The sequence below is a fragment of the Pseudomonas berkeleyensis genome (assembly GCF_014109765.1).
Classification (GTDB): domain Bacteria; phylum Pseudomonadota; class Gammaproteobacteria; order Pseudomonadales; family Pseudomonadaceae; genus Aquipseudomonas; species Aquipseudomonas berkeleyensis.
Genome location: NZ_CP059139.1, coordinates 1,129,146 through 1,151,560 on the forward strand (window position 1 = coordinate 1,129,146; position 22,415 = coordinate 1,151,560).

At 61.4% G+C, this 22,415-nt stretch carries 23 protein-coding genes and 1 pseudogene; 12 read left to right on the forward strand and 12 right to left on the reverse strand.

The genetic code is table 11. The features are described 5' to 3' along the window. Positions 1–11: 11 nt before the first annotated feature. Both HS968_RS05210 and HS968_RS05215 read right to left on the reverse strand, forming a co-directional pair. Positions 12–1,826 (reverse strand): AmpG family muropeptide MFS transporter, encoded by a 1,815-nt coding sequence (locus HS968_RS05210; protein ID WP_182370448.1) that lies wholly within the window; start codon positions 1,824–1,826, stop codon positions 12–14. 308 nt (positions 1,827–2,134) lie between these two features. Beyond that, complete coding sequence (locus tag HS968_RS05215) at positions 2,135–2,506, reverse strand: MGMT family protein (protein WP_182370449.1); 372 nt, start codon at positions 2,504–2,506, stop codon at positions 2,135–2,137. 15 nt (positions 2,507–2,521) lie between these two features. On the opposite strand from HS968_RS05215, the gene HS968_RS05220 reads away from it, so the two are divergent. Together HS968_RS05220 and HS968_RS05225 are read left to right on the forward strand one after the other, a co-directional pair. Continuing rightward, positions 2,522–3,520 carry a DUF481 domain-containing protein gene (locus HS968_RS05220; protein ID WP_182370451.1) on the forward strand — a complete coding sequence of 333 codons (999 nt, stop codon included), beginning with the start codon at positions 2,522–2,524 and terminating at the stop codon, positions 3,518–3,520. 161 nt (positions 3,521–3,681) lie between these two features. Further along, entirely contained in the window at positions 3,682–4,695 is a 1,014-nt protein-coding gene (locus HS968_RS05225; protein WP_182370452.1) for a DUF481 domain-containing protein, read from the forward strand. A 126-nt stretch (positions 4,696–4,821) separates the two neighbouring features. On the opposite strand, the gene HS968_RS05230 is transcribed toward HS968_RS05225, so the two are convergent. Then, a complete protein-coding gene (locus HS968_RS05230) occupies positions 4,822–6,093 on the reverse strand; it encodes a uracil-xanthine permease family protein (RefSeq protein WP_179623958.1) in 1,272 nt (423 codons plus the stop codon). Between the two features lie 2 nt (positions 6,094–6,095). After that, on the reverse strand, positions 6,096–6,734 hold the full coding sequence (gene upp / locus HS968_RS05235; protein ID WP_119694782.1) for a uracil phosphoribosyltransferase: 639 nt from the start codon (positions 6,732–6,734) through the stop codon (positions 6,096–6,098). A gap of 239 nt (positions 6,735–6,973) precedes the next feature. Between upp and HS968_RS05240 the strand changes: the two genes are divergently transcribed. After that, positions 6,974–7,531, forward strand: coding sequence for a hypoxanthine-guanine phosphoribosyltransferase (locus HS968_RS05240; RefSeq protein ID WP_182370453.1), 558 nt, complete (start codon positions 6,974–6,976; stop codon positions 7,529–7,531). Between the two features lie 81 nt (positions 7,532–7,612). Here the strand turns inward: HS968_RS05240 and dauA are convergent, their stop codons facing one another. Then, entirely contained in the window at positions 7,613–9,352 is a 1,740-nt protein-coding gene (dauA, locus tag HS968_RS05245; protein WP_182370454.1) for a C4-dicarboxylic acid transporter DauA, read from the reverse strand. A gap of 477 nt (positions 9,353–9,829) precedes the next feature. Between dauA and HS968_RS05250 the strand changes: the two genes are divergently transcribed. Next, complete coding sequence (locus HS968_RS05250) at positions 9,830–10,117, forward strand: PA4642 family protein (RefSeq protein WP_182370455.1); 288 nt, start codon at positions 9,830–9,832, stop codon at positions 10,115–10,117. Positions 10,118–10,191: 74 nt separating this feature from the next. Here HS968_RS05250 and HS968_RS05255 read toward each other — a convergent pair whose 3' ends face one another. After that, complete coding sequence (locus HS968_RS05255; RefSeq protein WP_106738952.1) at positions 10,192–10,398, reverse strand: hypothetical protein; 207 nt, start codon at positions 10,396–10,398, stop codon at positions 10,192–10,194. Between the two features lie 274 nt (positions 10,399–10,672). On the opposite strand from HS968_RS05255, the gene HS968_RS05260 reads away from it, so the two are divergent. After that, positions 10,673–10,957 (forward strand): hypothetical protein, encoded by a 285-nt coding sequence (locus HS968_RS05260; RefSeq protein WP_182370456.1) that lies wholly within the window; start codon positions 10,673–10,675, stop codon positions 10,955–10,957. Between the two features lie 62 nt (positions 10,958–11,019). On the opposite strand, the gene HS968_RS05265 is transcribed toward HS968_RS05260, so the two are convergent. Continuing rightward, positions 11,020–12,183 carry a 1-acyl-sn-glycerol-3-phosphate acyltransferase gene (locus HS968_RS05265; RefSeq protein WP_182370457.1) on the reverse strand — a complete coding sequence of 388 codons (1,164 nt, stop codon included), beginning with the start codon at positions 12,181–12,183 and terminating at the stop codon, positions 11,020–11,022. Positions 12,184–12,468: 285 nt separating this feature from the next. Between HS968_RS05265 and HS968_RS05270 the strand changes: the two are divergent. The 5 genes and pseudogenes from HS968_RS05270 to HS968_RS05290 form a co-directional block, all read left to right on the forward strand. Further along, a pseudogene (locus tag HS968_RS05270) lies at positions 12,469–12,666 on the forward strand (hypothetical protein); the annotation flags it as partial. Positions 12,667–12,771: 105 nt separating this feature from the next. Beyond that, positions 12,772–13,767 carry a hypothetical protein gene (locus HS968_RS05275; protein WP_182370458.1) on the forward strand — a complete coding sequence of 332 codons (996 nt, stop codon included), beginning with the start codon at positions 12,772–12,774 and terminating at the stop codon, positions 13,765–13,767. Positions 13,768–13,916: 149 nt separating this feature from the next. Beyond that, complete coding sequence (locus HS968_RS05280) at positions 13,917–14,099, forward strand: CPXCG motif-containing cysteine-rich protein (RefSeq protein ID WP_119694771.1); 183 nt, start codon at positions 13,917–13,919, stop codon at positions 14,097–14,099. Then, positions 14,099–14,359 (forward strand): putative signal transducing protein, encoded by a 261-nt coding sequence (locus tag HS968_RS05285; RefSeq protein ID WP_179623963.1) that lies wholly within the window; start codon positions 14,099–14,101, stop codon positions 14,357–14,359. Before HS968_RS05280 ends, HS968_RS05285 begins: the two co-directional genes overlap by 1 nt. Before the next feature lie 27 nt (positions 14,360–14,386). Next, complete coding sequence (locus tag HS968_RS05290; protein WP_182370459.1) at positions 14,387–15,004, forward strand: SOS response-associated peptidase; 618 nt, start codon at positions 14,387–14,389, stop codon at positions 15,002–15,004. Between the two features lie 94 nt (positions 15,005–15,098). On the opposite strand, the gene HS968_RS05295 is transcribed toward HS968_RS05290, so the two are convergent. Further along, positions 15,099–17,249, reverse strand: coding sequence for a methyl-accepting chemotaxis protein (locus HS968_RS05295; RefSeq protein ID WP_119694768.1), 2,151 nt, complete (start codon positions 17,247–17,249; stop codon positions 15,099–15,101). Positions 17,250–17,443: 194 nt separating this feature from the next. On the opposite strand from HS968_RS05295, the gene HS968_RS05300 reads away from it, so the two are divergent. Continuing rightward, complete coding sequence (locus HS968_RS05300) at positions 17,444–18,265, forward strand: M48 family metallopeptidase (protein WP_119694767.1); 822 nt, start codon at positions 17,444–17,446, stop codon at positions 18,263–18,265. 54 nt (positions 18,266–18,319) lie between these two features. On the opposite strand, the gene HS968_RS05305 is transcribed toward HS968_RS05300, so the two are convergent. From HS968_RS05305 to HS968_RS05320, 4 genes are all read right to left on the reverse strand, one after another. Continuing rightward, positions 18,320–18,763, reverse strand: a complete 444-nt coding sequence (locus HS968_RS05305) for a ketosteroid isomerase-related protein (RefSeq protein ID WP_119694766.1) — start codon at positions 18,761–18,763, stop codon at positions 18,320–18,322. Positions 18,764–18,874: 111 nt separating this feature from the next. Next, positions 18,875–19,456 carry a TMEM165/GDT1 family protein gene (locus HS968_RS05310; protein WP_106742972.1) on the reverse strand — a complete coding sequence of 194 codons (582 nt, stop codon included), beginning with the start codon at positions 19,454–19,456 and terminating at the stop codon, positions 18,875–18,877. Between the two features lie 250 nt (positions 19,457–19,706). Next, positions 19,707–20,702, reverse strand: coding sequence for a class I SAM-dependent methyltransferase (locus HS968_RS05315; protein WP_182370460.1), 996 nt, complete (start codon positions 20,700–20,702; stop codon positions 19,707–19,709). A 30-nt stretch (positions 20,703–20,732) separates the two neighbouring features. Beyond that, positions 20,733–21,698 carry a 2-hydroxyacid dehydrogenase gene (locus HS968_RS05320; protein ID WP_182370461.1) on the reverse strand — a complete coding sequence of 322 codons (966 nt, stop codon included), beginning with the start codon at positions 21,696–21,698 and terminating at the stop codon, positions 20,733–20,735. Between the two features lie 79 nt (positions 21,699–21,777). Here HS968_RS05320 and HS968_RS05325 point away from each other — a divergent pair, with 79 nt between their 5' ends. Beyond that, positions 21,778–22,407: a LysE family translocator gene (locus HS968_RS05325; RefSeq protein WP_119694763.1), complete on the forward strand. Its 630-nt coding sequence runs from the start codon at positions 21,778–21,780 to the stop codon at positions 22,405–22,407. The last annotated feature ends 8 nt before the right edge of the window (positions 22,408–22,415 follow it).

Here is a 22,415-nt window from a genome sequence, read left to right on the forward strand (position 1 = left end):
GCCTTTGTCTGTCAGCTCTTCAGGGCATCCGCTGTGGGGTGCGCCGCCGCCGTTGGCGTGTCGCCGTTGCCCTGACGCTTGTCGCGCCGCCATTGGATCACGATGAGGATCAAGGTCGGTATGCCCATCACCGCGGTCGCGAGGAAGAACTGGGCGTAGCCGAGCTTTTCCACCATCACGCCCGAGTAGCCGCCGATCAAACGGGGCAGCAGCAGCATGATGGAACTGAGCAGGGCGTATTGGGTGGCCGAGAACTTCAGGTTGGTGAGGCTGGAGAGGTAGGCGACGAACGCCGAAGTGGCCAGACCGGCACTGAAGTTATCGGCTGAGATGGTCAGGGTCAGCATTGGCAGATGCGGCCCCATGTTCACCAGCAGCATGAACAGCAGGTTGGTCGCCGCCGAGGAGGCCGCGCCGATCAGCAGGATCGGCATGATGCCGAAGCGCACGATCAACAGCCCGCCGACGCCGGCACCGAGCAGCGTCATGACCAGGCCGAACAGTTTGCTGACGCTGGCGATCTGTTCCTTGGTGAAGCCCTGGTCGATGTAGAAGACGTTGGCCATCACCCCCATCACCGTGTCGGACAGGCGATAGGTGGCGATCAGCGCCAGTAGCAGCAGCGCCTGCCAGCGATAGCGCACGATGAAGTCGTTGACCGGGGTCAGCACTGGCGCCATGCCGCCCCAGAACAGGCTGGAAATGGACAGGGCGGTGAGGACGCTATAGAGCAATGCACGTAGGAAGGCGCGGTCGTAGTAGAGCAGATCCTGCAGGCTGAGCTGGCCTTGCCAGACCAGATGCAGATCGCTGTCGTAGAACTGGGCGAACATCGCCGGCACCGAGATCAACAGAATGATCAGCAGCAGTACCGAGAGCAGTTGGTGGAAGAAGCCGTAGCGTTCTGTCGCCGTCTTCAGCACGGGCGCCAGGCCGCCCCAGGCCAGGCCGGAAACGGAGATGCAGGTCAGGGTCGTGTAGAGCATGGCGCGCAGGAAGGCGCGGTCGTTGTAGAGCAGATCGTGTGGGGTGAGATCGCCCCGTAGCATGAGCATCAGGTCGCTCTGGTAGAACTGGATGAACATGGTCGGCACGGAGATCACCAGGGTGATCACCGCCAGCAATGCGAGCGATTGCAGCAGGAAACCGTGCTTGGGCGGTGCCGCTCGGGTTGGAACAGGCGCCGTGGGTTCGCGCATCCACAGGGTGGTGATCAGCCCTGGCAACATCAGCAGGGCGAAGACCAAGTAGGTGCCGGTCCAGGCGCTGAACTGATATTCCTTGGCGGTCGAGCCGAAGCCCTCTGCCAGGTACAGGGCACCGGCCGTCGCAAGCAGTGCGGCAACCCGGTAGCCGGCCATGTAGGCGGCTGCCAGTGCGGCCTGGCGATTGTCTTCGGCGATCTCCAGGCGATAGGCGTCCACCGCGATATCCTGGGTGGCCGAGGCGAAGGCTACCAATACCGCCAGACCGATCAGGCTGCTGAGCTGGGTCTGCGGGTCGTAGTTGGCCATACCCAGCAGGCCGATGGCGATCAGGCACTGCGACAGAACCAGCCAGGAGCGGCGCCGCCCCAGTTTGCCCAGCAACGGCAAACGCCATTGGTCGAGCATCGGTGCCCACACCCATTTGAAGGCGTAAGCCAGGCCGATCAGGCTGGCGAAGCCGATGGTCTCCCGCGCTACGCCGGCTTCGCGCAGCCATACGGAGAGGGTGGAGAACACCAGCATGTAGGGCAGGCCGGCAGCGAAACCGAGCAGGAGCAGCGCCAGCGTTGCGGGGCTGGCGTAGGCAGCGAGGGCTTCTCGCCAGGATTTGCGTGGCATTGGCTCGAATCTAAGGTGGGGGTGGTTCGTAGGGCGCACTCTAGGGTCTGTTGTCGTTTCAGCGCAAGCCGTGTTGCTGCGTAAAATCTCGCCAGGCTAGGCGTGGAACGCAGGTAATGGTGTCCCCTTGCCAAGTTCCACAACAACGCATGGCGAGATTTTTCGCGCAACCCGAAGGGCCGGGCCTGTTTTAGCGCGATACGGCGTTACTCGGTGGCTCATTTGGGCGACCAAACTTCGCACCTCGTGCCTTGTCTCGCGCTAAAACAGGCTCCGGCACGGTCGCGCTGAAACGACAACAGACCCTACTACCTGTGCTCCAGTGGACGCCAGCCATGGCGGCGCATATCCACACGTTCGTTCAGGATGCTGACGCCCTCGGCGCGCAGACGCGCGCGTTGTTCGGCGCCAGAGGCTGTTCCTGCGGCCAGGCTCAGGCGGCCACCGGCGGCAATCACTCGATGCCAGGGCAGGCGCGAACCATCAGGCAGTTGGCTGAGGGTTCGCCCGACCCAGCGTGCGGCGCGGCCAAGGCCGGCCATCTCGGCCAGTTCGCCATAGCTCACTACCTTGCCCTCCGGGATCTGCGCCAGCACCAGATACAGCGCCTCACGGCGCGCCTCGGCGCTTGCCGGTGGCGAAGCCGGCCATGCAGACTCTGCCGGGTTCATCTTGCCCATGTGGGTCGTCCTTCTATGTTGCTGCGTCTATTGCTCGTCTGCGTCCTTTATACCCTGGCTGCGCCGTCGTGGGCCGATACCGTCTGGCTCGACAATGGCGATCGGCTTTCAGGCGAGATCATTCTGCTCGATGGCGGCAAGCTGGCGCTCAAGACCAAGTACGCCGGCCAGGTGCTGATCGATTGGAAGGATATCGACACCCTGAGTTCAGACAAGCCTCTGCTGGTGAGGCGCAGCGGTTTCGACAACGAGCGCAGCGAAAGGTTGGCTGCCGCTGGCAGCGGCATGGTGCGGGTGCAGAGCGAGCGCGAATACGTGCTGCCATTGGCCGAGATCAAGCGCCTGATACCGCCGCGACCGTTGCTGGAAGACCGACTGTGGGAGGGCAACCTCGACGCCAAGCTGGACATGAAGCGCAATCAGAACGATGTCGACGAGTGGAAGCTCAAGGGCAATACCCGCGTCGAACATGGGCGCTGGCGTCATGTGTTGAATGGCGAGCTGGAGCGTGAAACCAAGAACGACAGAAAGGTCGAGGATAACTGGGAGCTGGAGTACGACCTCGACCGCTTCTTCACCGAGCAATGGTTCTGGCGGGTTGGCTTGCAGCAGAGCGAGGATGAGTTCGAAGCCATCGACCGTCAGCGCATCGCGGGTACGGGCCCAGGCTACCGCTTCTGGGACGACGAACTGGGCCGCTTCGATCTGATCGGGCAATTCAATCGCGTGCGTCTGGAGTCGGATGTCGCCGACCTGGCGTTCAATACCACGTCCCTGGAGCTGGATTACAAACGCTTGCTATGGGGCACGCGCCTGGAGTTCTACGCCAATGCCGAACTGCAGATTCCACACATCGATGAGATCGACTACGTGCTCGACAGCGAATTTGGTCTGCGTTATCGACTCAACCAGTGGGCGCGCTTGTCGCTTCTGTACGAGCTCGATCAACTGCGTGGGCAGGGCCAGACCGTTTCTGATCGGCACTATCTGATCGGTGTGGGCGTGGGCTGGTGAGGCGCTGCGCGGACGCCGTGGTGCGCCGATCTTCAGTCGATTTCACAGCCATTGGGCGGAAAAAGCTGAACTCTGCGGATTTGCCCCGGTCACCTGTTGCTCTGGCGCCGGGGTTGCGGATAATGCCCGGCTTTCGCCCACCAACGCCATTGCCTACTCTTATGCCGCGCTCTACATCGCTGTCCCTGCTTGGTCTGAGCATCGCTCTGTGCAGTTCCGCTTCTTTCGCCGATACCGTCTGGTTGAAAAATGGAGACCGTCTCACCGGTACCATCCGTTTCTTCGATGGCAGCAAACTGCTGCTGGAAACCGACTACGGTGGCTCCATTCCGCTGGACTGGAAAAAAGTCGCCACCCTGGAGAGTGACCACGAACTGCTGGTCAAGCTCGGTCCGGTCGACGGCGAGCGGGCCAAATCGCTGCTGGCTGCAGAACCTGGCAAGGTCACCCTGGCCAACGGTGAGGCGCCGAAGACCATCGAACTGGCGCAGATCGAGCAGATCATGAAGCCCAAACCGCTGGTGGAGGATTTCACCTGGAAGGGCAATATCGACCTCGGTCTGGACTACAAGCGTGGCGAGCGCGATTCCGATGACTATGACGTGGATATCAAGACCCAGGCGCGTCATGGCCAGTGGCGACACAACGCGATTGCCGACTACAACCGTGAACTGAAGAACGATGTGGTCAGCACCGACAACTGGAGCGCTGAATACGCGCTTGACCGCTTCATCACCGAGAAGTGGTTCTGGCAGGGGCGCTTCGAGTACAAGCGTGACCGTATCGAAGAGGTCGAGCGCCAGCGCACCATCGGTACCGGCCCGGGTTATCAGTTCTGGGACGACGAACTGGGCGCCTTCTCCATCGCCACCCTGGCCAACCGCAGCGACTATCGCTACAGCAACGGCGAGCAGGATCGCTTCTACGCGCTGAGCGTGAAGTGGGATTACAACCGCTATCTGATTGGCAAGACCGTCGAGCTGTTCAGCGTCGGTGAGGTCGGTCGTCCGCTCAGTGGCGCCGCCGATTACAGCCTGGATGCCGAAGTGGGCCTGCGCTACAAGGTCACCGACTGGGCCTCGCTGAACATGAAGGCGGAGAAGGATATCGTCAGCGGCGCCGAAGGCGATCTCGACGAGACCCGCTACACCCTGGGCTTTGGCGTAGGTTGGTAATTTGTCCGTAGGGTGCGCCGTGCGCACCATCATCGGCAATCGGTGCGCATGGCGCACCCTACGCAAAAACAAACGCCCCGACTGGTTCGGGGCGTTTGTTTTTGAAGCGCAGGATCGCGCTCTACATCAGGATTCTTGTTGCTCGTCCAGCGCCTTGTTCTTCCAGCCGGCGCCGCCTGGCAGCAGAAGGTTGAGCAGCAGTGCGGCGATGGCGCACAGGGAAATGCCCGACAAGGCGAATTCATCGCCGCCGATCACCATGCCGCCGATACCGAATACCAGGGTCACCGATACGATGATCAGGTTGCGTGCCTCGGACAGATCCACCTGATGACGGATCAGGGTATTCAGGCCGACCACGGCGATGGAACCGAACAGCAGGCAGAGGATACCGCCCATCACCGGTACCGGAATGCTCTGCAGGGCCACGCCGAACTTGCCGACGAAGGCCAGGGCAATGGCGAACACGGCTGCCCAGGTCATGATCTTCGGGTTGTAGCTCTTGGTCAGCATCACCGCGCCGGTGACTTCCGCATAGGTGGTGTTGGGCGGGCCACCAAACAGACCGGCCGCCGAGCTGGCCAGGCCGTCACCGAGCAGGGTGCGGTGCAGACCAGGCTTCTTCACGTAGTTCTTGCCCGTCACGCTGCCGATGGCCACGACACCGCCGATGTGCTCGATGGCTGGCGCCAGGGCGACCGGAACCATGTACAGAATCGCGCCCCAGTGCAGCTCCGGCGCGACGAAGGCCGGCATGGCCAGCCAGGGTGCATTGGCGATGCCGCTGGTGTCGATCACCCCGAAGAACCCGGCCAGGCCACAACCCACGGCGATACCCGCGAGAATGGGAACCAGGCGGAAGATGCCACGGCCCAGCACGGCGACCAGCAAGGTGGTGACCAGTGCCGGCATGGAGATCATCATCGCTGTGGTGTAGGGCACCAGTTGCACGCTGCCGTCACCGGCCTTGCCCATGGCCATGTTCACCGCGACCGGGGAGAGCGCCAGGCCGATGGAGATGATCACGGGCGCGATCACCACAGGAGGCAGCAGGCGGTCGATGAAGCTGGGGCCTTTCAACTTCACCACGGCCGACAGAATCATGTAGACGAAGCCCGAGGCGACGATACCGCCGAGCACGGCTGGCAAGCCGAATTGTTCCTTGGCGACCAGGATCGGCGCGATGAAAGCGAAGCTCGATGCCAGGAAAACCGGCACTTGGCGGCCTGTGGCAAGTTGGAACAGCAGGGTGCCGATACCCGCGGTGAACAGCGCGACGTTGGGATCCATCCCGGTGATCAGTGGCATCAGCACCAGGGCGCCGAAGGCCACGAAGAGCATCTGCGCGCCGGAGATGCCCTGGCGCCACAGCGGATCGTTGAATTCCTGCTGGCTCATGCTCAGGCGTCCTTCTGCTTGGTGCCGAAGATCTTGTCACCGGCATCGCCCAGGCCCGGAATGATGTAGCCGTGTTCGTTCAGACGCTGATCGATGGAGGCGGTGAAGATGGTCACGTCGGGGTGCGCTTTCTCCACCACGGCGATGCCTTCAGGCGCCGCGACCAGCACCATGGCGCGGATTTCCTTGCAGCCGGCCTTCTTCAGCAGGTCGATGGTGGCGACCATGGAGCCACCGGTGGCCAGCATCGGGTCGATGATCAGCGCCAGGCGCTCGTCGATACCCAGGGCCAACTTCTCCAGATAGGTGTGTGCCTCCAGCGTTTCCTCGTTGCGCGCGACGCCGACGGCGCTGACCTTGGCGCCGGGAATCAGGCTGAGCACGCCATCGAGCATGCCGATGCCGGCGCGCAGGATCGGCACCACGGTGATCTTCTTGCCGGCAATCTTCTCTACCTGTACCGGGCCAGCCCAACCGTCGATCTCGTAGGACTCCAGCGGCAGGTCGTTGGTCGCTTCGTAGGTCAGCAGCGCGCCCACTTCCTGGGCCAGCTCACGGAAGTTCTTGGTGCTGATGTCGGCGCGGCGCATCAGGCCGATTTTGTGGCGGATCAGCGGGTGGCGGATCTCACGGATGGGCATAAGCTGGGGTCTCCAACAGGCTCTGGTAAAAATCGCGTTAGAGTAAAGCATTGCTTATGCCAAGTGGTGAGTGACTAATCGGTCACGAGGTGAGGTGAAGCGCTTGCATAACGCCGGTCAGCCGCCACTTGGCAAGTGCTGCATGGGTCTGTACCTTTGCCCGCTTTTATTTGACGAGTCGATCAGCTTTCTGCTGTTGCCGTCACTCATAAACGCCCCGATCAAGAGAGAACGCCACCATGTCCGTCGATCTCGCGCACATTCGCCAAGTCATGGCGGAAGCCGACTGCCTGTTCACCGAAGCCGAGGTCGAGGCCGCTATCGATCAGGTCGCCAGCCGCATCAATGCCGAGTTGGCCGAGCGCAACCCCGTGGTCTTCTGCGTGATGAACGGCGGTCTGATCTTCTCCGGCAAGCTCCTGACCAAGCTGAATTTTCCACTGGAGGCGTCCTACCTGCATGCGACGCGCTATCGCAACGAGACCAGTGGCGGAGAACTGTTCTGGAAGGCCAAGCCGGAAGTCTCCTTCATCGACCGCGACGTTCTGATCGTCGATGACATCCTCGACGAAGGCCATACCCTGGGCGCGATCATCGACTTCTGCCGCCATGCCGGCGCGCGTGCGGTGCACACCGCGGTGCTGATCGACAAGGATCACCAGCGCAAGGCGCGTCCGGATCTGAAAGCGGACTACGTCGGCCTGCAGTGCATCGACCGCTACATCTTCGGCTACGGCATGGACTACAAGGGCTACTGGCGCAACGCTGCTGGCATCTTCGCGGTCAAGGGGCTGTAAGCCCCGGCAGGTGCGAGGAGAGTAGGGTGCGCCGCGCGCACCGGCTTTTCCTAGCGTTGCTCCCGGTGCGCATGGCGCACCCTACTCGAGGAGCGCCTCTTTCGGCGTGTCATCCAGCCAGCGCAGCGCCTTCTCCCGTGCCTGCGGCAGGTCATGCACGTAGGCCAGTTGCCCGGGCTGGCGGTGAATGCCGGCGCGGCGCAGTTGCAGGCGTACCTGGGCGCTTGGGCCGCTGAGGATCAACGCTACGCCTTGCTTGTGGTAGTCGCGCAGTACGTTGTCCAGCGCCGCGATGGCGGTCATGTCCAGCAGCGGCACGGCGCTGATGTCGACGATCACCACTTTCACCTCCGGGCTGAAGCGGCGCAGCACGCTCAATGCTTTCTCCGCAGCGCCGAAGAACAGCGGCCCGCGTATCACGTAGACCAGCACCTGCTCCGGCAAGTCCTGCAGAACCAGACGCTGGCGCCGGCTTGGCGCTGCGGTGTCGGTCAGTTCACTCATGCGCTTGATGAACAGGCCGGCTGCCAGTAGCAGGCCGACGCCGACGGCCAGCACCATGTCGAACAGCACCGTCAGTACCAGGCAGGTCAGCAATACCAGCACGTCGCCGCGTGGGGCGATGCGCAGGGTGTGCACGACGTGGCGTGCCTCGCTCATGTTCCACGCCACCATCAGTAGCAGGGCGGCGAGGGCGGCCATCGGCAGGTAGCTGAACAGCGGCGCCAGCAGCAGGATGGCGGCCAGCACCACACCGGCGTGAATGATCGCGGCCAGCGGCGAGAATGCGCCGGCGCGCACGTTGGCGGCGCTGCGCGCGATCGCCGCGGTGGCGGTAATGCCGCCGAAGAATGGCGCAGCGAGGTTGCCCAGACCCTGGCCGATCAGTTCGGCGTTCGGGTCATGCTTGCTGCCGGTCATGCCATCGGCGACCACGGCGCAGAGCAGTGACTCGATGGCGCCCAGCATGGCGATGGCGAAGGCGGGGGCGAGCAACTGGCGGATCAGTTCGAACGACAATACAAGCGGTTGGCCATCGGGGCCTGGCAATGCCCAGGGCAACGCCAGATCCGGCAGGAACGGTGGAATACCGGGGTATTCGATGCCATCGAGGGTGTAGCTGAAGCGCTCGCCCAGCGTTGCGACGGGCAATCCAAGGCGCTCCAGCCCGAGCGCCAGCAGTGCACCTACGGCCAGTGCCACCAGATGGGCGGGCACCTTGGGCACCAGTCGTGGCCAGATCAGCAGCGTCGCGAGGCTGCAGGCCGCGACCAGCGTATCGCCGAGCTGCAGGCTTGGCAGTGCATCGGAGAGCATGGCCAGTTTGTCGAGAAAATGCTGTGGCGTGGCGGCCAGTTCCAGGCCGAGCAGATCCTTGATCTGCAGGATGGCGATGACGATACCGATGCCAGCGGTAAAACCCAGCGTGACCGGGTAAGGGACGAACTCGATCAGCCGCCCGGCGCGCAACAGGCCGAGGACAATCAGAATCACCCCGGCCATCAGTGTGCACAACAGCAGGCCACCCAGGCCGTACTGCTGGGTGATCGGCAGGAGGATCACCACGAAGGCGGCGGTGGGGCCGGAGATGTTGAAGCGCGAGCCACCGCACAGGGCGATCAGTGGGGCGGCGATCAGCACCGTGTACAGGCCATGTTGCGGCGCCACGCCGACGGCGATGGCCAGTGCCATGGCCAGCGGGATGGCGATGATACCGACCGTCAGCCCGGCACTAAGGTCGCCGCGCAGGGCTTTCCAGGAGTATCCGGCGCGCAGGGTCTGGCGCCAGGCAGTGAACAGCGGCAGCGATTGACGTGACATGCTGGCTCCCTAGGGGCCGTTGACGTTTCGCCGCGACCGCGCCGGAGCCTGTTTTACGCGGGGCTAGGCACGAGACGCGAGTTTTTCAGGACATCTATGTGCTTTACCCCTTCGGGGCTTGCGCGCAAAAACGCTCCTGGCGTTTTTGTGGTCGTCCAAATGAGCCGTCGAGTAACGACGTTCCGCGCTAAAACTGGCTCTTCGGGGTGCTCGGGAAATGACTCCCGCTGTTGTTGCACATTACCGGCGTCCTGCGCCTAACCGGGAGCCATTTCTCGCAGCAACGCGGCTTGTGCGGAGACGTCAACAGACCCTAGCGGCTCGGCGCATTATAGGGCGCGCTGCACGTCTCGCGGTTTGACCTAGGTCGGCTGTCGTGCACTTTCGCTGCGTGGTAGCGTGCTCTGCTGCGCGTTGAGCCGCGCTTGTGACGGCGCTACACTGCCGGCCCTCTGTAATGCTTGGCGGGAGCGGGCGATGCGTAAAGACAAGAAGCAGGTGATTGGCGAAGAAATCAGCGACGACTCGATCAAGCTGTTTCTCACGGTGGAGCCGGCCGATGCCACGCCGCCTTCGCTGCACAAGCTAGTCAAGGCCTATCGTGGCCTGCGTGTGGATGACTTCGAGCGCTTCGTCGGCTTCTTCGTCGCGGCCGGTCATGACCTGTCGGCTGTCGACGCCCAGGGCAACGACTTCGTTGCGCTGATTCAGGATCAACGCAACGCCGAGCCCTATATCGACGTGATCAAGGCCGCTCGCGGCTGATCGCCAGCGCTCGACGAGCCTTGGTGAAACGAAAACGCCCCGAATCATTCGGGGCGTTTTCGTTTCTGAAGGGGTCAGGCGGCCTGCTCGTAGAGTTCCGGCAGGCTCATGCCGGTACGGTTGTCGATGTCCGGCAGGTCATAGTGCTCATGCCCGCCCAGGGCGCAGTAAACCAGCCAGTGCTGATCCTGCACATTGAAGGAAAGTTCGTCGACCACGGCGTCCACTTCATCCAGCGAGTCGATCAGGTAATCGCGATCCAGCGGTTGAGGGTTAAGCATGGCAAGTCCTCCTAGGACATGAGGGTTGAGGCTCCAGTAACAGTCGTGACTGTTTGGTCACTCTGAGAGATACAAACCCTAGGCCAGGCATATGACAGTTTTCAGACGATTTCGGGATAGCGAACCGCGTTCGTCGGAAACGAACCTTATAAAAGTGGGATTTCAGTACACTGCGCGGCGACTTTGGAGGGCTGAACAAGGTGGTTTTTCAGCCGTAATCCCCATTCTGGTGCGGTGTCGTCAGCCCTGCACCATGCTGAACTCGAGGTGTTGCATGTCGCTGCAGGTGTTGTGGTCGCTGCTGCTTGCCCATCCAGGCGTGGCAGTGAATGCTCTGGCGCTGTTCTTCGCTGTGGCCGGTGGCTGGTTGTGGTTGATGACGCGTCTGCGTGAGCAGCGTGTGCAGGCTCGGGTGCTGGCCCAGGGCGAGCTGGATGGCCTCGACGAGGTTCCTCTGTTTGACGAGCGCACTCTGCGCATCAACCGTTTCTTTTATCGCTTTGGTGCGATCTGCCTGAGTGCGGCGCTGGTGCTGTCCTGGTTCAGCACCCGTTTGTAACGGTCATGCGCTAAACGAAAACGGCAGCCATTGGGCTGCCGTTTTCGTTTGTTTCTCCGCCCTCAGAGCGGCAGGCCTGCCTTGATTCGATACTGGTTTCGTACCGGGTTGGCGTACTGCAGGATCAGGTAGGGTTTCTGCTCGGCACTGCAGGCGGCCAGACGCTTGCGCCATTCGGCTTCGGCCTTGCTCAATTCGGCTGCGGCGAACAGCTCGGAGGCTGCTGGTACGCCGAGATCGTCTTCGCGTCCTTCCCACATGGCATAGGCCAGGTAGTGCACCGGGAACAGGCGATACTGGCCGAGGATATGGCGATCCATCTCCAGGGCGAGCTGCTTGGTGTCTTCCAGGCCGGCCACCGGTGGGCCGAAATGCAGGTGCACGCGCCCTTTGTAGCCGGTGATGCCCAGGGCGATGCTGGCGTCGTCCTCGCCTGGTGCCTTGGTGTAGCTGCCGGTGGCGGCGCGCACGCTCAGTTCGCGGGCCTTGGCCTGGTCGCAGGGGTCGTATTCGTAGCTGATCGAGACCGGGATCAGGTTGAGCGAGTCGATCACCTCGGCGAACGGCTCGTCCTTGCGGCTCATGTGGAACATCTTGAGGATGGCCGAATCGGTGCGGTCGTCGCCGTCCTTGGCCCGGCCTTCGGCCTGGGCGATCCAGATCGATTCACCATCTTCGCGGATCGAATGGCTGATATAGGCCGAGAGCAGTTGATACGCCGCGAGTTTTTCCCGGCGTCCGCTGATCGAGCGGTGCACGATGAAGCTCTTGTTCAGGCGCATCAGGTCGCTGACGAAGGGACGCTGCAGCAGGTTGTCGCCAATGGCGATACGCGGCGTCTGCAGGCCGGCATGGTAGACGGCGTAGTTGACGAAGGCCGGATCCATGACGATGTCGCGGTGATTGGCCAGGTACAGATAGGCTTTGCCCGGCTGCAGGTGCTCCAGCCCGGAGTAGCTGATGCCGTCGCTGGCGTGTTCGATGGTGCGATCGATGTAAGGCTCGATCTTCTGCTGCAGGCCGGCGACCGAGTCGATGCTGGCGAATTCGCTGCGCAGCCGTGCGGCGATCAGCGGCTTGAGCAGCCAGCCCAATGGCCCGGCAAGCCGTGGAAAGCGGAAACGGGTGAGGGTGCCGAGAAACGCCGGGTCGGCGAGCAGGCGCGCCAGTACTGGGCGCACTTCTGCGTCGGCATAGGGTCGGATGGCATCGAATGCGCCCATCATGCTCTCTTGTTGTGAAACGGCTAAGGTTGGGTAACAGGGTCAGCAATAGACCGGAAATTATAACGCCAAGTCACAGTCAATCGGTGCAGCCCGCAAATACGGGCATCGCGGGGTTTAGCCTGGGGGGCTTTTGCCTACGGGGTGTCCACAGGAGGCAAGTAGCAGGGATTTAAGGAAACACAGCGATTGTAGGCGCTGAGTGCAACGCGGTTATCGAATTGACGCTGGAGCATCATGCCGCATTGATCCATTCCCCGGTTCGACCACTATCCAGAGTGGAGCATCCGTTTTCGAGTGATCAAGCGGCAGTTCGGTTGCACCAACGTGCGCTTTTGTGGCTTGGCGAAGAGCGCTGTGCAGAGGGTTGCGCTGTTTGCCTTGTTGGTGCGCAGCTATCTACTGGTGAATACGGGAGAGGTGTGTCGGTCATGCAGAAAGCGTCCACCGCGCGGGAGAGCGGCCAAAAACTCGGAGTCCTCCTAGTGTGTGTAGGTTTTTACCGTATGGACGCTTTGAAACATTGGCATTCGACCAGATCGTACCTGGAAACTGAGGTGAATGGTTCTTGTCTTCAAGGAGGAGTAGGGAGTGACATATTTCTATAAATGTCAGTCAAATCACTGGTGTGCAAGTGATGAAAAGATAATCGAGTCAGAGTGGGGCAAAGCCTGGTGCTCTTTCTGTAAACTTAAGGTTATCAAGTCGCCGCCTACAGCGGAACCGCCGAATATTTCCGAAATGCCTGTGGTTGTAGTGATTGAATCGACGGATCCGATAGAAATACATGGGCGTTTATACAGAAAGAAGCCAGTGATAAGTGGTGTGCCAGTGGAGCAGGCGGAAAATTTTTTCGCTCGAGAGATTCTGGAGTTTAAAGAGCAGGACAGTAGGTTTTCTCATGAGCACGTGGTTCTTCAAGAATGTGACTCTCAGGGGCATTTATATGTTGAGTTGAAGAGTGCGGGGTTCGCGTTCCTGGCTCGAGACTTAAATTTCAGAGACTATAAGGAAGGTGGTGTAGATATTCCGGATGCAACGATTCCAGAACCCGGAGTAATGGGTGCTAATTCTTATACGGCCCGCCTAGTGGGGGAAGGCGATAGGCATGGTATTGGTCGGTTGGAAGTTGTATATGGGGATGGGTATTTTCAAAAAGGATTAGTTACCTATCCTGATTATTTTGTACTGCGCAATCGTGTTATTTACGCAATTGAGCTAAAGACGCCGAGAGAGAAAAGCTTTAAGCTTTATATGAGTAATTCGTTCTGGACGGATAAGAAGTACGGAAAGCAGAGTATTGAGGATGAGATAAGTAACAGGAAAGGGAAAATGGCGTCCACGGTGATGCAAGTACTGCTGTTTGATACGCGAAATATGAAGGTTAATAACGAGCAGGCACTCATTGATATGGCGAATAGCATAGGGTATCTCAAGGAAAGAAAGTCTTGGTTTAAGACGCATATCAATGCGGTGATGTTTTTTAATGGTACGCTTTCAAAGCTTATATCCATAGATGAAGTCATCAGCGGTGAGGAGGGTACGGGGACTCAGACTAATATATTGTCTTTCTTTAAGAAGAAGTGAGGGGCGGCCTGCCCGTAAGGTCTCAAATCCTTGAGGCTTTTGTTAGGTATTGTCAGGGAAGAGTGTTTCACAAAGTACATGCTATAAAAAAGATTACGAGAACGTGTTTGGATCATGAGGTCATAACGCCAAGTCACAAGGAGGCCGCGATGCTGGAAAGCGAGTCGTATCATTGCCCTTATTGCGGTGAACCGGCCGAGGCGCTGCTCGATCTGTCGGGCGGCGATCAGTCCTATATCGAGGACTGCCCGGTGTGCTGTCGACCGATTCAGTTCGAACTGCGTACTGACGGCGTCGAATGGCAGTTGGACGTTCGTGGGGAGAACGACTGATGCAGCGAATCTACGAGCCGGAAAACCTGCTGGAAGGGCAACTGCTGGTGGATATGCTGGCCAGCGAAGGCGTCGAGGCACATTTGCTCGGTCAGCACCTTATCGGGGCGATGGGGGAGTTGCCGGCGTGCGGTCTGCTCGGGTTGGTGGTTGGCGATGTGGATGCCGAACGGGCACGCACGCTGATCGCTGAGTACAATGCCGCGCAACCTGTGACCGGTGAAGAGCCGGAGTCTTTCCAGGGTGTGTTGCTCTGCTGACGCGCCCCCTGCCTGTCGAGTCGTTTCATGTGTGGACGTTATGCCCTGTTTCGCTGGTCGCCCGCTTTTGCCGCGTTGCCCGGCTTCCCTGCTGGCCAGCAGCCGCACTGGAACCTTGCGCCTAACGCTCAGGTGCTGATGTTGCGTGCTGGCGAGAGCGGGCCACAGGCCGCATCGGCACGCTGGGGGCTGACGCCGGCCTGGCTCAAGGATCTGTCCAAGACTCCGGCTCATGCACGGGCTGAAACCCTGGCCGAGCAGCCAATGTTTCGCGAGCCTTATCGCCTAAGGCGTGCGTTGTTGCCGGCCAACGGTTTCTACGAATGGCGCGGTGCCACACGCAAGCGGCCGTACTGGATGACCACCGGCGATTCGCTGATGTATTTCGCGGCGCTGTGGGAGATTTATCCGGTCTCCGGGCATGAGTACCTGAGTGTGGCGTTGATCACCCAGGAAGCCGCCACGCTGCGCCGTCCGTTGATTCTCGATGAGCATGAGCAGGCGTTGTGGCTGAGCAACGAGACGCCTCCCGAGCAGTTGGCCGCGCTGCTGGCCAAGCCACAGGGCGCGCTGCGTGAGCACGCCCTGGCGACGTTGGTCAACGACCCGAAGCTGGATGCGCCGGAGTGCCTGACTCCGGCTTGAGCCTGCGCGGGGTGTTGAGGGCGTCGTCCAGGCTGTGCACCCCGCGGTTGGCCTAGAACCGGTGCGCGCGGCACACCCTACCTAGTGAAGTCCCTTACACCTTGAACTGATTGATCAGGCGACGTTGTTGCTCGGCCAGTTTGGTCAGCTGAGCGCTGGCCTGGCTGGCTTCGTCAGCACCACTGGCCACCTCGTTGGCGACCTGGCCGATATTGGTGACGTTGCGGTTGATGTCCTCGGCTACCGCGCTCTGTTCCTCGGCTGCGCTGGCGATCTGGGTGTTCATGTCGTTGATCACCGACACGGCCTGAGTGATGGATTCCAGGGATTGAGCGGCCTGATTGGCGTGCTCCACGCTGTCGTCGGTCTTGTTCTGGCTCTGCTCCATAACCTTGACCACTTCGCGCGTGCCCTGCTGCAACTGCTGGATCATGCTCTGGATTTCTTCGGTGGCCTGCTGGGTCTTCTGTGCCAGGTTGCGCACCTCGTCGGCGACCACGGCGAAGCCGCGACCCTGCTCGCCGGCGCGGGCTGCCTCGATGGCCGCGTTGAGCGCGAGCAGGTTGGTCTGCTCGGCGATGCCGCGGATGGCGACGAGGATGGCGTTGATGTTCTCGCTGTCCTTGGCCAGGTTCTGCACCACGCCTACGGCGCGGCCGATCTCGCTAGCCAGTGCAGCGATGGCGGCCGAGGTTTCCTGTACCACCTGCTTGCCCTGATTGGCCGCGCGATCCGCGTGGTTGGCTGCTTCGGCGGCATGGGTGGCGTTGCGTGCGACATCCTGTGCGGTAGCGGTCATTTCATGAACTGCTGTAGCGACCAGTTCGATCTCGGCCAACTGCTTCTGCACGCCCTGGTTGGTGCGGATGGCGATGTCGGCGGTGTGCTCGGAGGAGTCGCTGACCTGCTGTACCGAGGTCACCACGGCGGCGATCATCGATTGCAGTTTGGCCAGGAACGCGTTGAAACCCTGGGCGATCTGCCCCAGCTCGTCCTTGCGGTCAACCTGCAGGCGTACCGTGAGGTCGCCGTCGCCCTTGGCGATGTCGTCGAGCATGCCGACCATCTGCCGCAGCGGGCGGGCGATGCCGTAGCCGACGAACCAGATCACCAGCAAACCGAGACCGGCGATCAGCAGGCCCACCAGGGTCATGCCCAGGGTGTCGGCGTCGCGCTGTGCGGCCAGGTCCCCCTGCAACTGATGTAGCTCGGCCATCACCGCCTTCAGCGGCAAGACCACCATCAGTACCCAGCGGGTATCGCTCTGGCCAATATTGAAGCTGAGGAACAGCTCGATATGGCTGTTCTCGGGGTCGTCCTTGGCATCGATGGAGTAGAGCGGCTGGCCAGGTTGCAAGGTGCCGAGATTGCTCACCTCGTTGGCGTCGAGCAGCACGGTCGCCGGCTCGCCGAGTTTGTCCGGGGTCTTGGTCGAGGCGACCAGGCGGCCATTGCTGGCGATCAGGGCCATCTCGCCCGCCCCGTTGTAGAGCTGAGCATCAGCCTTGACCAGCAGATCCTGGATGAAGTTGACCGCCAGATCCGCACCGGCGATGCCGCGGAACTCACCCTTGACCAGGATCGGCGTGGTAAAGGAGGCGAGCATGGTCATCTTGCCGCCGACATCATACGGTGCTGGGTCGATCACACAGGGGCGTTTGCGCTCCTTGGCACACAGGTAGTACTCCCCTTCACGCACCCCAGTCGGCAACAGCTTCTCGCTTTCCATCGATCCGATGGAGTCGATGCCCAGGCTGCCGTCGGCATTACGATACCACCAGGTAAGGAAGCGGCCAGTGCCGTCGTAGCCGTTTTCCTTGCTGCCGGCATACATGTCATCGCTGGCATCGAAGGCGTTAGGCTCCCAGCCGATGTAGCTGCCGAGCAGCTTGGGGTTCTGCGCCGTGGTTTCATGTACGAGGTTAGCCAGTTCCTCGCGGCTGATGCTGAGCAGGGGGCTGCCATTGGCGTCGCTCTCGCCAAGCATGGCGTTGACCCGCGCTAGGTCAGCTGTAATCTGCAGCGGAGTTTCCAGCTCACGCTGAATTTGACTGACCTGCGCCTGCGCGAGTGCGGATAGGCGCTGTTCGATAACCTGTTCCAGCAAGGCTTGGGTGCGTTGCTGCACCAGGGTCTGGGTTCGCCCGCTGGCGAACAGCGCGTAGAGCACCAAGGCCACGACCACCGCCAGCACACTGGCTCCAGCTAGGAAAGCGACGGAAAACTGGATCGACTTGAACTTCATGAGAGCTCCCGGGCACAGATTGGCCTGTCACGGGATATCGGCAGTGACAGGATAAAACCTTAATGGGGTGGTGCTAACGAGCAGGCTGGTGTCGTATTCAGCAAAGATGGCGCACAGCCATCGCGCAAGTGGTGCTGTTGCTCGTGTTGCGGGGGCGGCCTAGCATAGGGCGTCCGATTCAAGGAGATGGCTCGATGAGCAAGATTCTTTATCTGAGTGGCCTGGCCACGGCGCTGCTGTTGAGCGGTTGCCAGGCAGTCAACACCACCAGTGGTGGCGCGGTTGGCGTTGAGCGCAAGCAGTACATGTTCAGCATGCTGTCAGCTGAAGAAGTCAATCAGATGTATGCGCAGTCCTATCAGCAGACATTGAGCGAGGCGTCGAGCAAGGGCGTGTTGGACAAGACCAGCGCCAACGCCAAGCGTCTGCAGACCATCGCCGGTCGCCTGATCCCGCAGGCGCCGCGTTTTCGTCCGGATGCCGCCAACTGGCAGTGGGAGGTCAACCTGATCAAGAGTCCGGAGCTCAATGCCAATTGTGGCCCGGGCGGCAAGATCATCTTCTACAGCGGCATCATCGAGCAGCTGAAACTGACCGACGATGAAATCGCTGCGATCATGGGGCACGAGATGGCGCACGCCCTGCGTGAGCACAGCCGTGAGGCAATGTCCAAGGCTTATGGCATTCAGGTCGCCAAGCAAGGGGCTGGCGCATTGCTCGGTCTGGGCGAAAGCGGCATGGCATTGGCCGATACCTTGGTGCAGTACAGCCTGACGTACCCCAACAGCCGTGGTAACGAGAACGAGGCCGATCTGATCGGTCTGGAGCTGGCTGCCCGTGCGGGCTACAACCCGAATGCGGCCATCAGCCTGTGGCAGAAAATGGAGGCGGCCGGTGGTGGCGCTCCCCCCGAGTTCATGAGTACGCACCCGTCATCCAGCAGTCGCATCGCCTCGCTGCAGGCGGCCATTCCCAAGGTGATGCCGTTGTACGAGCAGGCCAAGGCCGGGCGTTGAGTTCGAGGGCATGAAAACGGCGCGGTGTGATGTTCACGGCGCGCCGTTGACGTTTCAGGGCAGGGCTTTTTCGGCGAAGGGGCGAGTATTCAGACCGAGCTGAGAGCGGAAGCTTTCCATGTCGAACATGGTGCAGATCTCCTGAATCTCGTTGCCCGGGTTCAGCGTCCAGAAAGCCATCGCTGAAATACTCAGCACCTTATCGCTGGGCGGGTAACCCAGCGCGGGCTTCTGAATGGTGCCAATCAAGGTGCTCCAGGTGACCACCTTGTAGCCTTCGGCGATGCATTCCTCGATCACGACCTGCAGATCCGGCATCGCATGGCGGATGTCCTGCACCATCTGGGTAAAGCCGGTGCTGTCTATCGGGTGGTCGATGAAGGAGCTCTTGTAGAGAAAATCACGGCTGTGCAATTGCTCGGCCAGTGCCAGCCGGCCTTTGTTCCATGCCAGGTCGATGTGCTGGCACACCACCCTCTTGCGATCATCCAGCGACATCGTGCCCTCCTTACTGCGGGCTTGAACTGCGTGACATGGCGCGCACTTTAGCAGCAGGCAGGAGGGGGCTGGGATTGGCCGAAATGCCAGGCGGTTGGCGTCAGTGCTACGTCAGATCAGGCCGCTCAGTTTCATCGCCTGGTAGCCGGCGTACACCGCCAAGGCAGCGAAGGCGCAGGCCGCCAGGCGACGGATCAAGGTCAGCGGCAGGCGTTCGGCGGCGAAGTTACCCGCCAGTACCACCGGTACGTTGGCCAGCAGCATGCCCAGCGTGGTGCCGATCACCACCAGCACGAAGTGTGGGTACTGCGCAGCCAGCATGACGGTGGCGACCTGGGTCTTGTCGCCCATCTCGGCGAGGAAGAAGGCGATCAGGGTGGTGAGGAAGGGGCCGTATTTCTTCAGGCCCGACTCCTCATCGTCGTCCAGCTTGTCCGGAACCAGTGTCCAGGCTGCCACGGCGACGAAGCTGGCTGCGAGGATCCAGCTCAGTGTGGCTGGCGAGAAGAAGCCGGCAACCCAGTTGCCAATGGCGCCTGCCGCAAAGTGGTTGGCCAGGGTGGCGACGACGATGCCCCAGATGATCGGCCAGGGCCGGCGAAAACGAGCAGCCAGCAGTAGAGCGAGCAATTGGGTCTTATCGCCGATTTCGGCGAGGGCCACGATGAAGGTGGGGACGAACAGGGATTCCAGCATCAGGTTTCCTAAAGGGGCGGGTCAACACGGCTTATGACACGAACTACCTTCCCGCCCCGGGTGAGGTTGTACGTGTCATAGGTCTTGTCAAACCGCAGGCCTCTCTAGGTAGGCCTTGGGTCGCATGCGCCATGCTCTGCGGAGCAAGTGTGTTGACGCATACCGAGCGAGCAGGGCGCTCGCGGGAGACTACTCCCCTAGGACGGGCGCAATTGTGCCCAAGCGCTGCGCTGGGATCAACCCCAATTCAGCGGCGTGCACTGTAGATGCGAAAACCATCGGCTTCGGCCAATGCTCGGCAGGGGCCGAGGTGGCGCTCGATCAGCGGCGGGTATTTGAGGAAACTGTTGGCCACCAGACGCAGCTCGCCACCTTTGACCAGATGGCGTGCTGATTGGGTCAGCAGGTTCTCGCTGGCGTGGTAGTCGGTGTGCACGCCCTGATGGAACGGTGGGTTGCTGACAATGGCGCTCAGTCCCTCTGGCGCCGATTCGATTCCGGTGCCTGCGATCAGGTTGGCCGATAGGCCATTGCGAGCGAGGGTCAGGCGGCTGCTTTCCAGGGCGAAGGCGTCGACATCCAACAGGCTCACTTCGCTGTCTGGATAACGTCGCTTGAGCGCAGCGCCGAGCACGCCGGCGCCACAGCCGAAGTCGAGCAGGTGGCCGCGCGGCAGGTCGTCCAGGTGTTCCAGCAGCAGTGCGCTGCCGCGATCCAGGCGGCCATGGGCGAACACGCCGGGCAGGGTGACGATCTCCAGCTCCCCATCGGCCAGCTGCAGCGGATAAGTCTGGGCCAGTGCATGCAGATCGGGCACAGGCGGCGCCTGTACCACCTCGACGTACCAGAGTTGGCAGTGCCGTGCGCTATCGAGCTTGCGTGGCTTGCCATAGGCTGCCAGCTGTTTGGCTGCGCGCTCGATGCCGCCGCGTTTTTCGCCGACCAGATACAGCGGTTTGCCGGCCAGGCGAGAGGCCAGGGTTTGCAGCAGGTAATCGGTCAGCTCGCGTGACTTGGGCAGAAACAGCACCGCGGCGCGGTAATCGCCGTCCGGCATGCGTGTGCCGAACTGGCTACGACTGGCAAAGCGCGTAGCGAGTAGCGCCTGATCGCCTGCGTGCCAGTTCCAGCCTTGCGCCTGCGGCAGTACGCCGAGCAGGTCATCGGCTGGCAAGCCGGCCAGCAATAGTGCGCCATCGAACAGCTCGGCCTGACGCAGGAGAACTTCGCTTCGCGCATCCATGGTGGTACCTGCCTGAAAAAGCTGCGCAGCTTACCCGACGACTCGCAGCGGTGCACCGGCGAAGAACCCGGCAGCGTTTTCCACTACCTGGCCGACGATGCGCTGACGTGCTTCCTGGCTACCCCAGGCGCTGTGCGGGGTGACGATCAGGCGTGGAATGTCCGCCGCCAGCAGCGGGTTACCGTCCTTCGGCGGTTCCTGCAGCAATACATCGGTGGCAGCGCCGCCCAGATGGCCGTTGCGCAAGGCATCAGCCAGCGCCTGTTCGTCGACCAACCCGCCACGTGCGGTGTTGATCAAAAAGGCCCGCGGTTTCATCAGCGCCAGCTCAGCGGCGCCAATCAGATTGCGCGTCTGTTCATTGAGCGGGCAGTGCAGGGTCAGTGCATCGACCTGTGGCAACAGTTCATGCAGCGGCAGGCGGTCAGCGCGCGCGGGGCGGCCGGGCAGTTGGCCGAGCAGCACGCGCATGCCGAAGGCTTCAGCCAGGCGTGCGACGGCGCCGCCCAGTTCGCCATGGCCGAGCATGCCCAGGGTCTTGCCTTCGAGTTCTACGATGGGGTGATCAAGCAGGCAGAACTGGCTGGCCTGCTGCCAACGACCCGCAGCAATGTCGCGCTGGTAGTCGGGGAGACGCGTGGCCAGTGCCAGCAGCAACATCAAGGTGTGTTGCGCCACGGACGGAGTGCCGTAGCCCTGGCAGTTGCAGATGGTCACACCCTGTGCGCTGGCGGCTTTCAGGTCGATATTGTTGGTGCCGGTGGCGGTGACCAGCACCAGTTTCAGGTCGGGGCAGGCGGCGAAAGTCGCGGCATCCAGCGGCACCTTGTTGCTGATGGCGACCTGTGCGCCTTGCAGGCGGTCGGCGACCTGATCCGGACGCGTATGCGCGTGCAGGGTCAGCTCGGCGAACGCCTGATGCAGCGGCTGCATGTCGAGATCACCCAGGTCGAGAGAGGCATGATCGAGAAACACGGCGTGTGGACTATTGCTCATCAGCTGTACCTTTTCGCAGAGGGGGCGCAGGAGTAGATTGGCGAGCCTACCAGACCTTCACTGTCGATGCGGAGCCGCCATGTACTGGAGTGAATTCCTCACTGTTGCCCTGATTCACCTGCTGGCAGTGGCCAGCCCCGGGCCGGACTTCGCCATCGTCGTGCGCGAGAGTGTCGGCTACGGTCGCCGCGCGGGATTGTTCACCGCCTTCGGAGTGGGTACCGGCATTCTGGTGCATGTGACCTATTCACTGCTCGGCATCGGTTTGATCGTGTCGCAGTCCATCGTCTTGTTCAATGCACTGAAATGGCTGGCTGCAGCTTATCTGCTGTATATCGGCTTCAAGGCGCTGCGTGCGCGTCCGGCCGATCCGGCCAGCGCCGAGCTGAGCCTGGCGACAGGCGAGCGCAGCGGCCGTGGTGCGTTCGTCACCGGGTTCATCACCAATGGGCTCAACCCCAAGGCAACGCTGTTTTTCCTTTCCTTGTTCACCGTGGTGATCAATCCGCATACCCCTGTGCCCGTGCAGGCGGGGTATGGCATCTACCTGGCGTTGGCCACGGCGTTCTGGTTCTGCCTGGTGGCCTGGCTGTTCAGCCAGCAACGCGTGCGTGCCGGTTTCGCCCGCATGGGGCATTGGTTCGACCGCATGATGGGTGCAGTGCTGGTGGGCATCGGTGTGAAGCTGGCACTGACCGAGATGCGTTAAACGAAGAG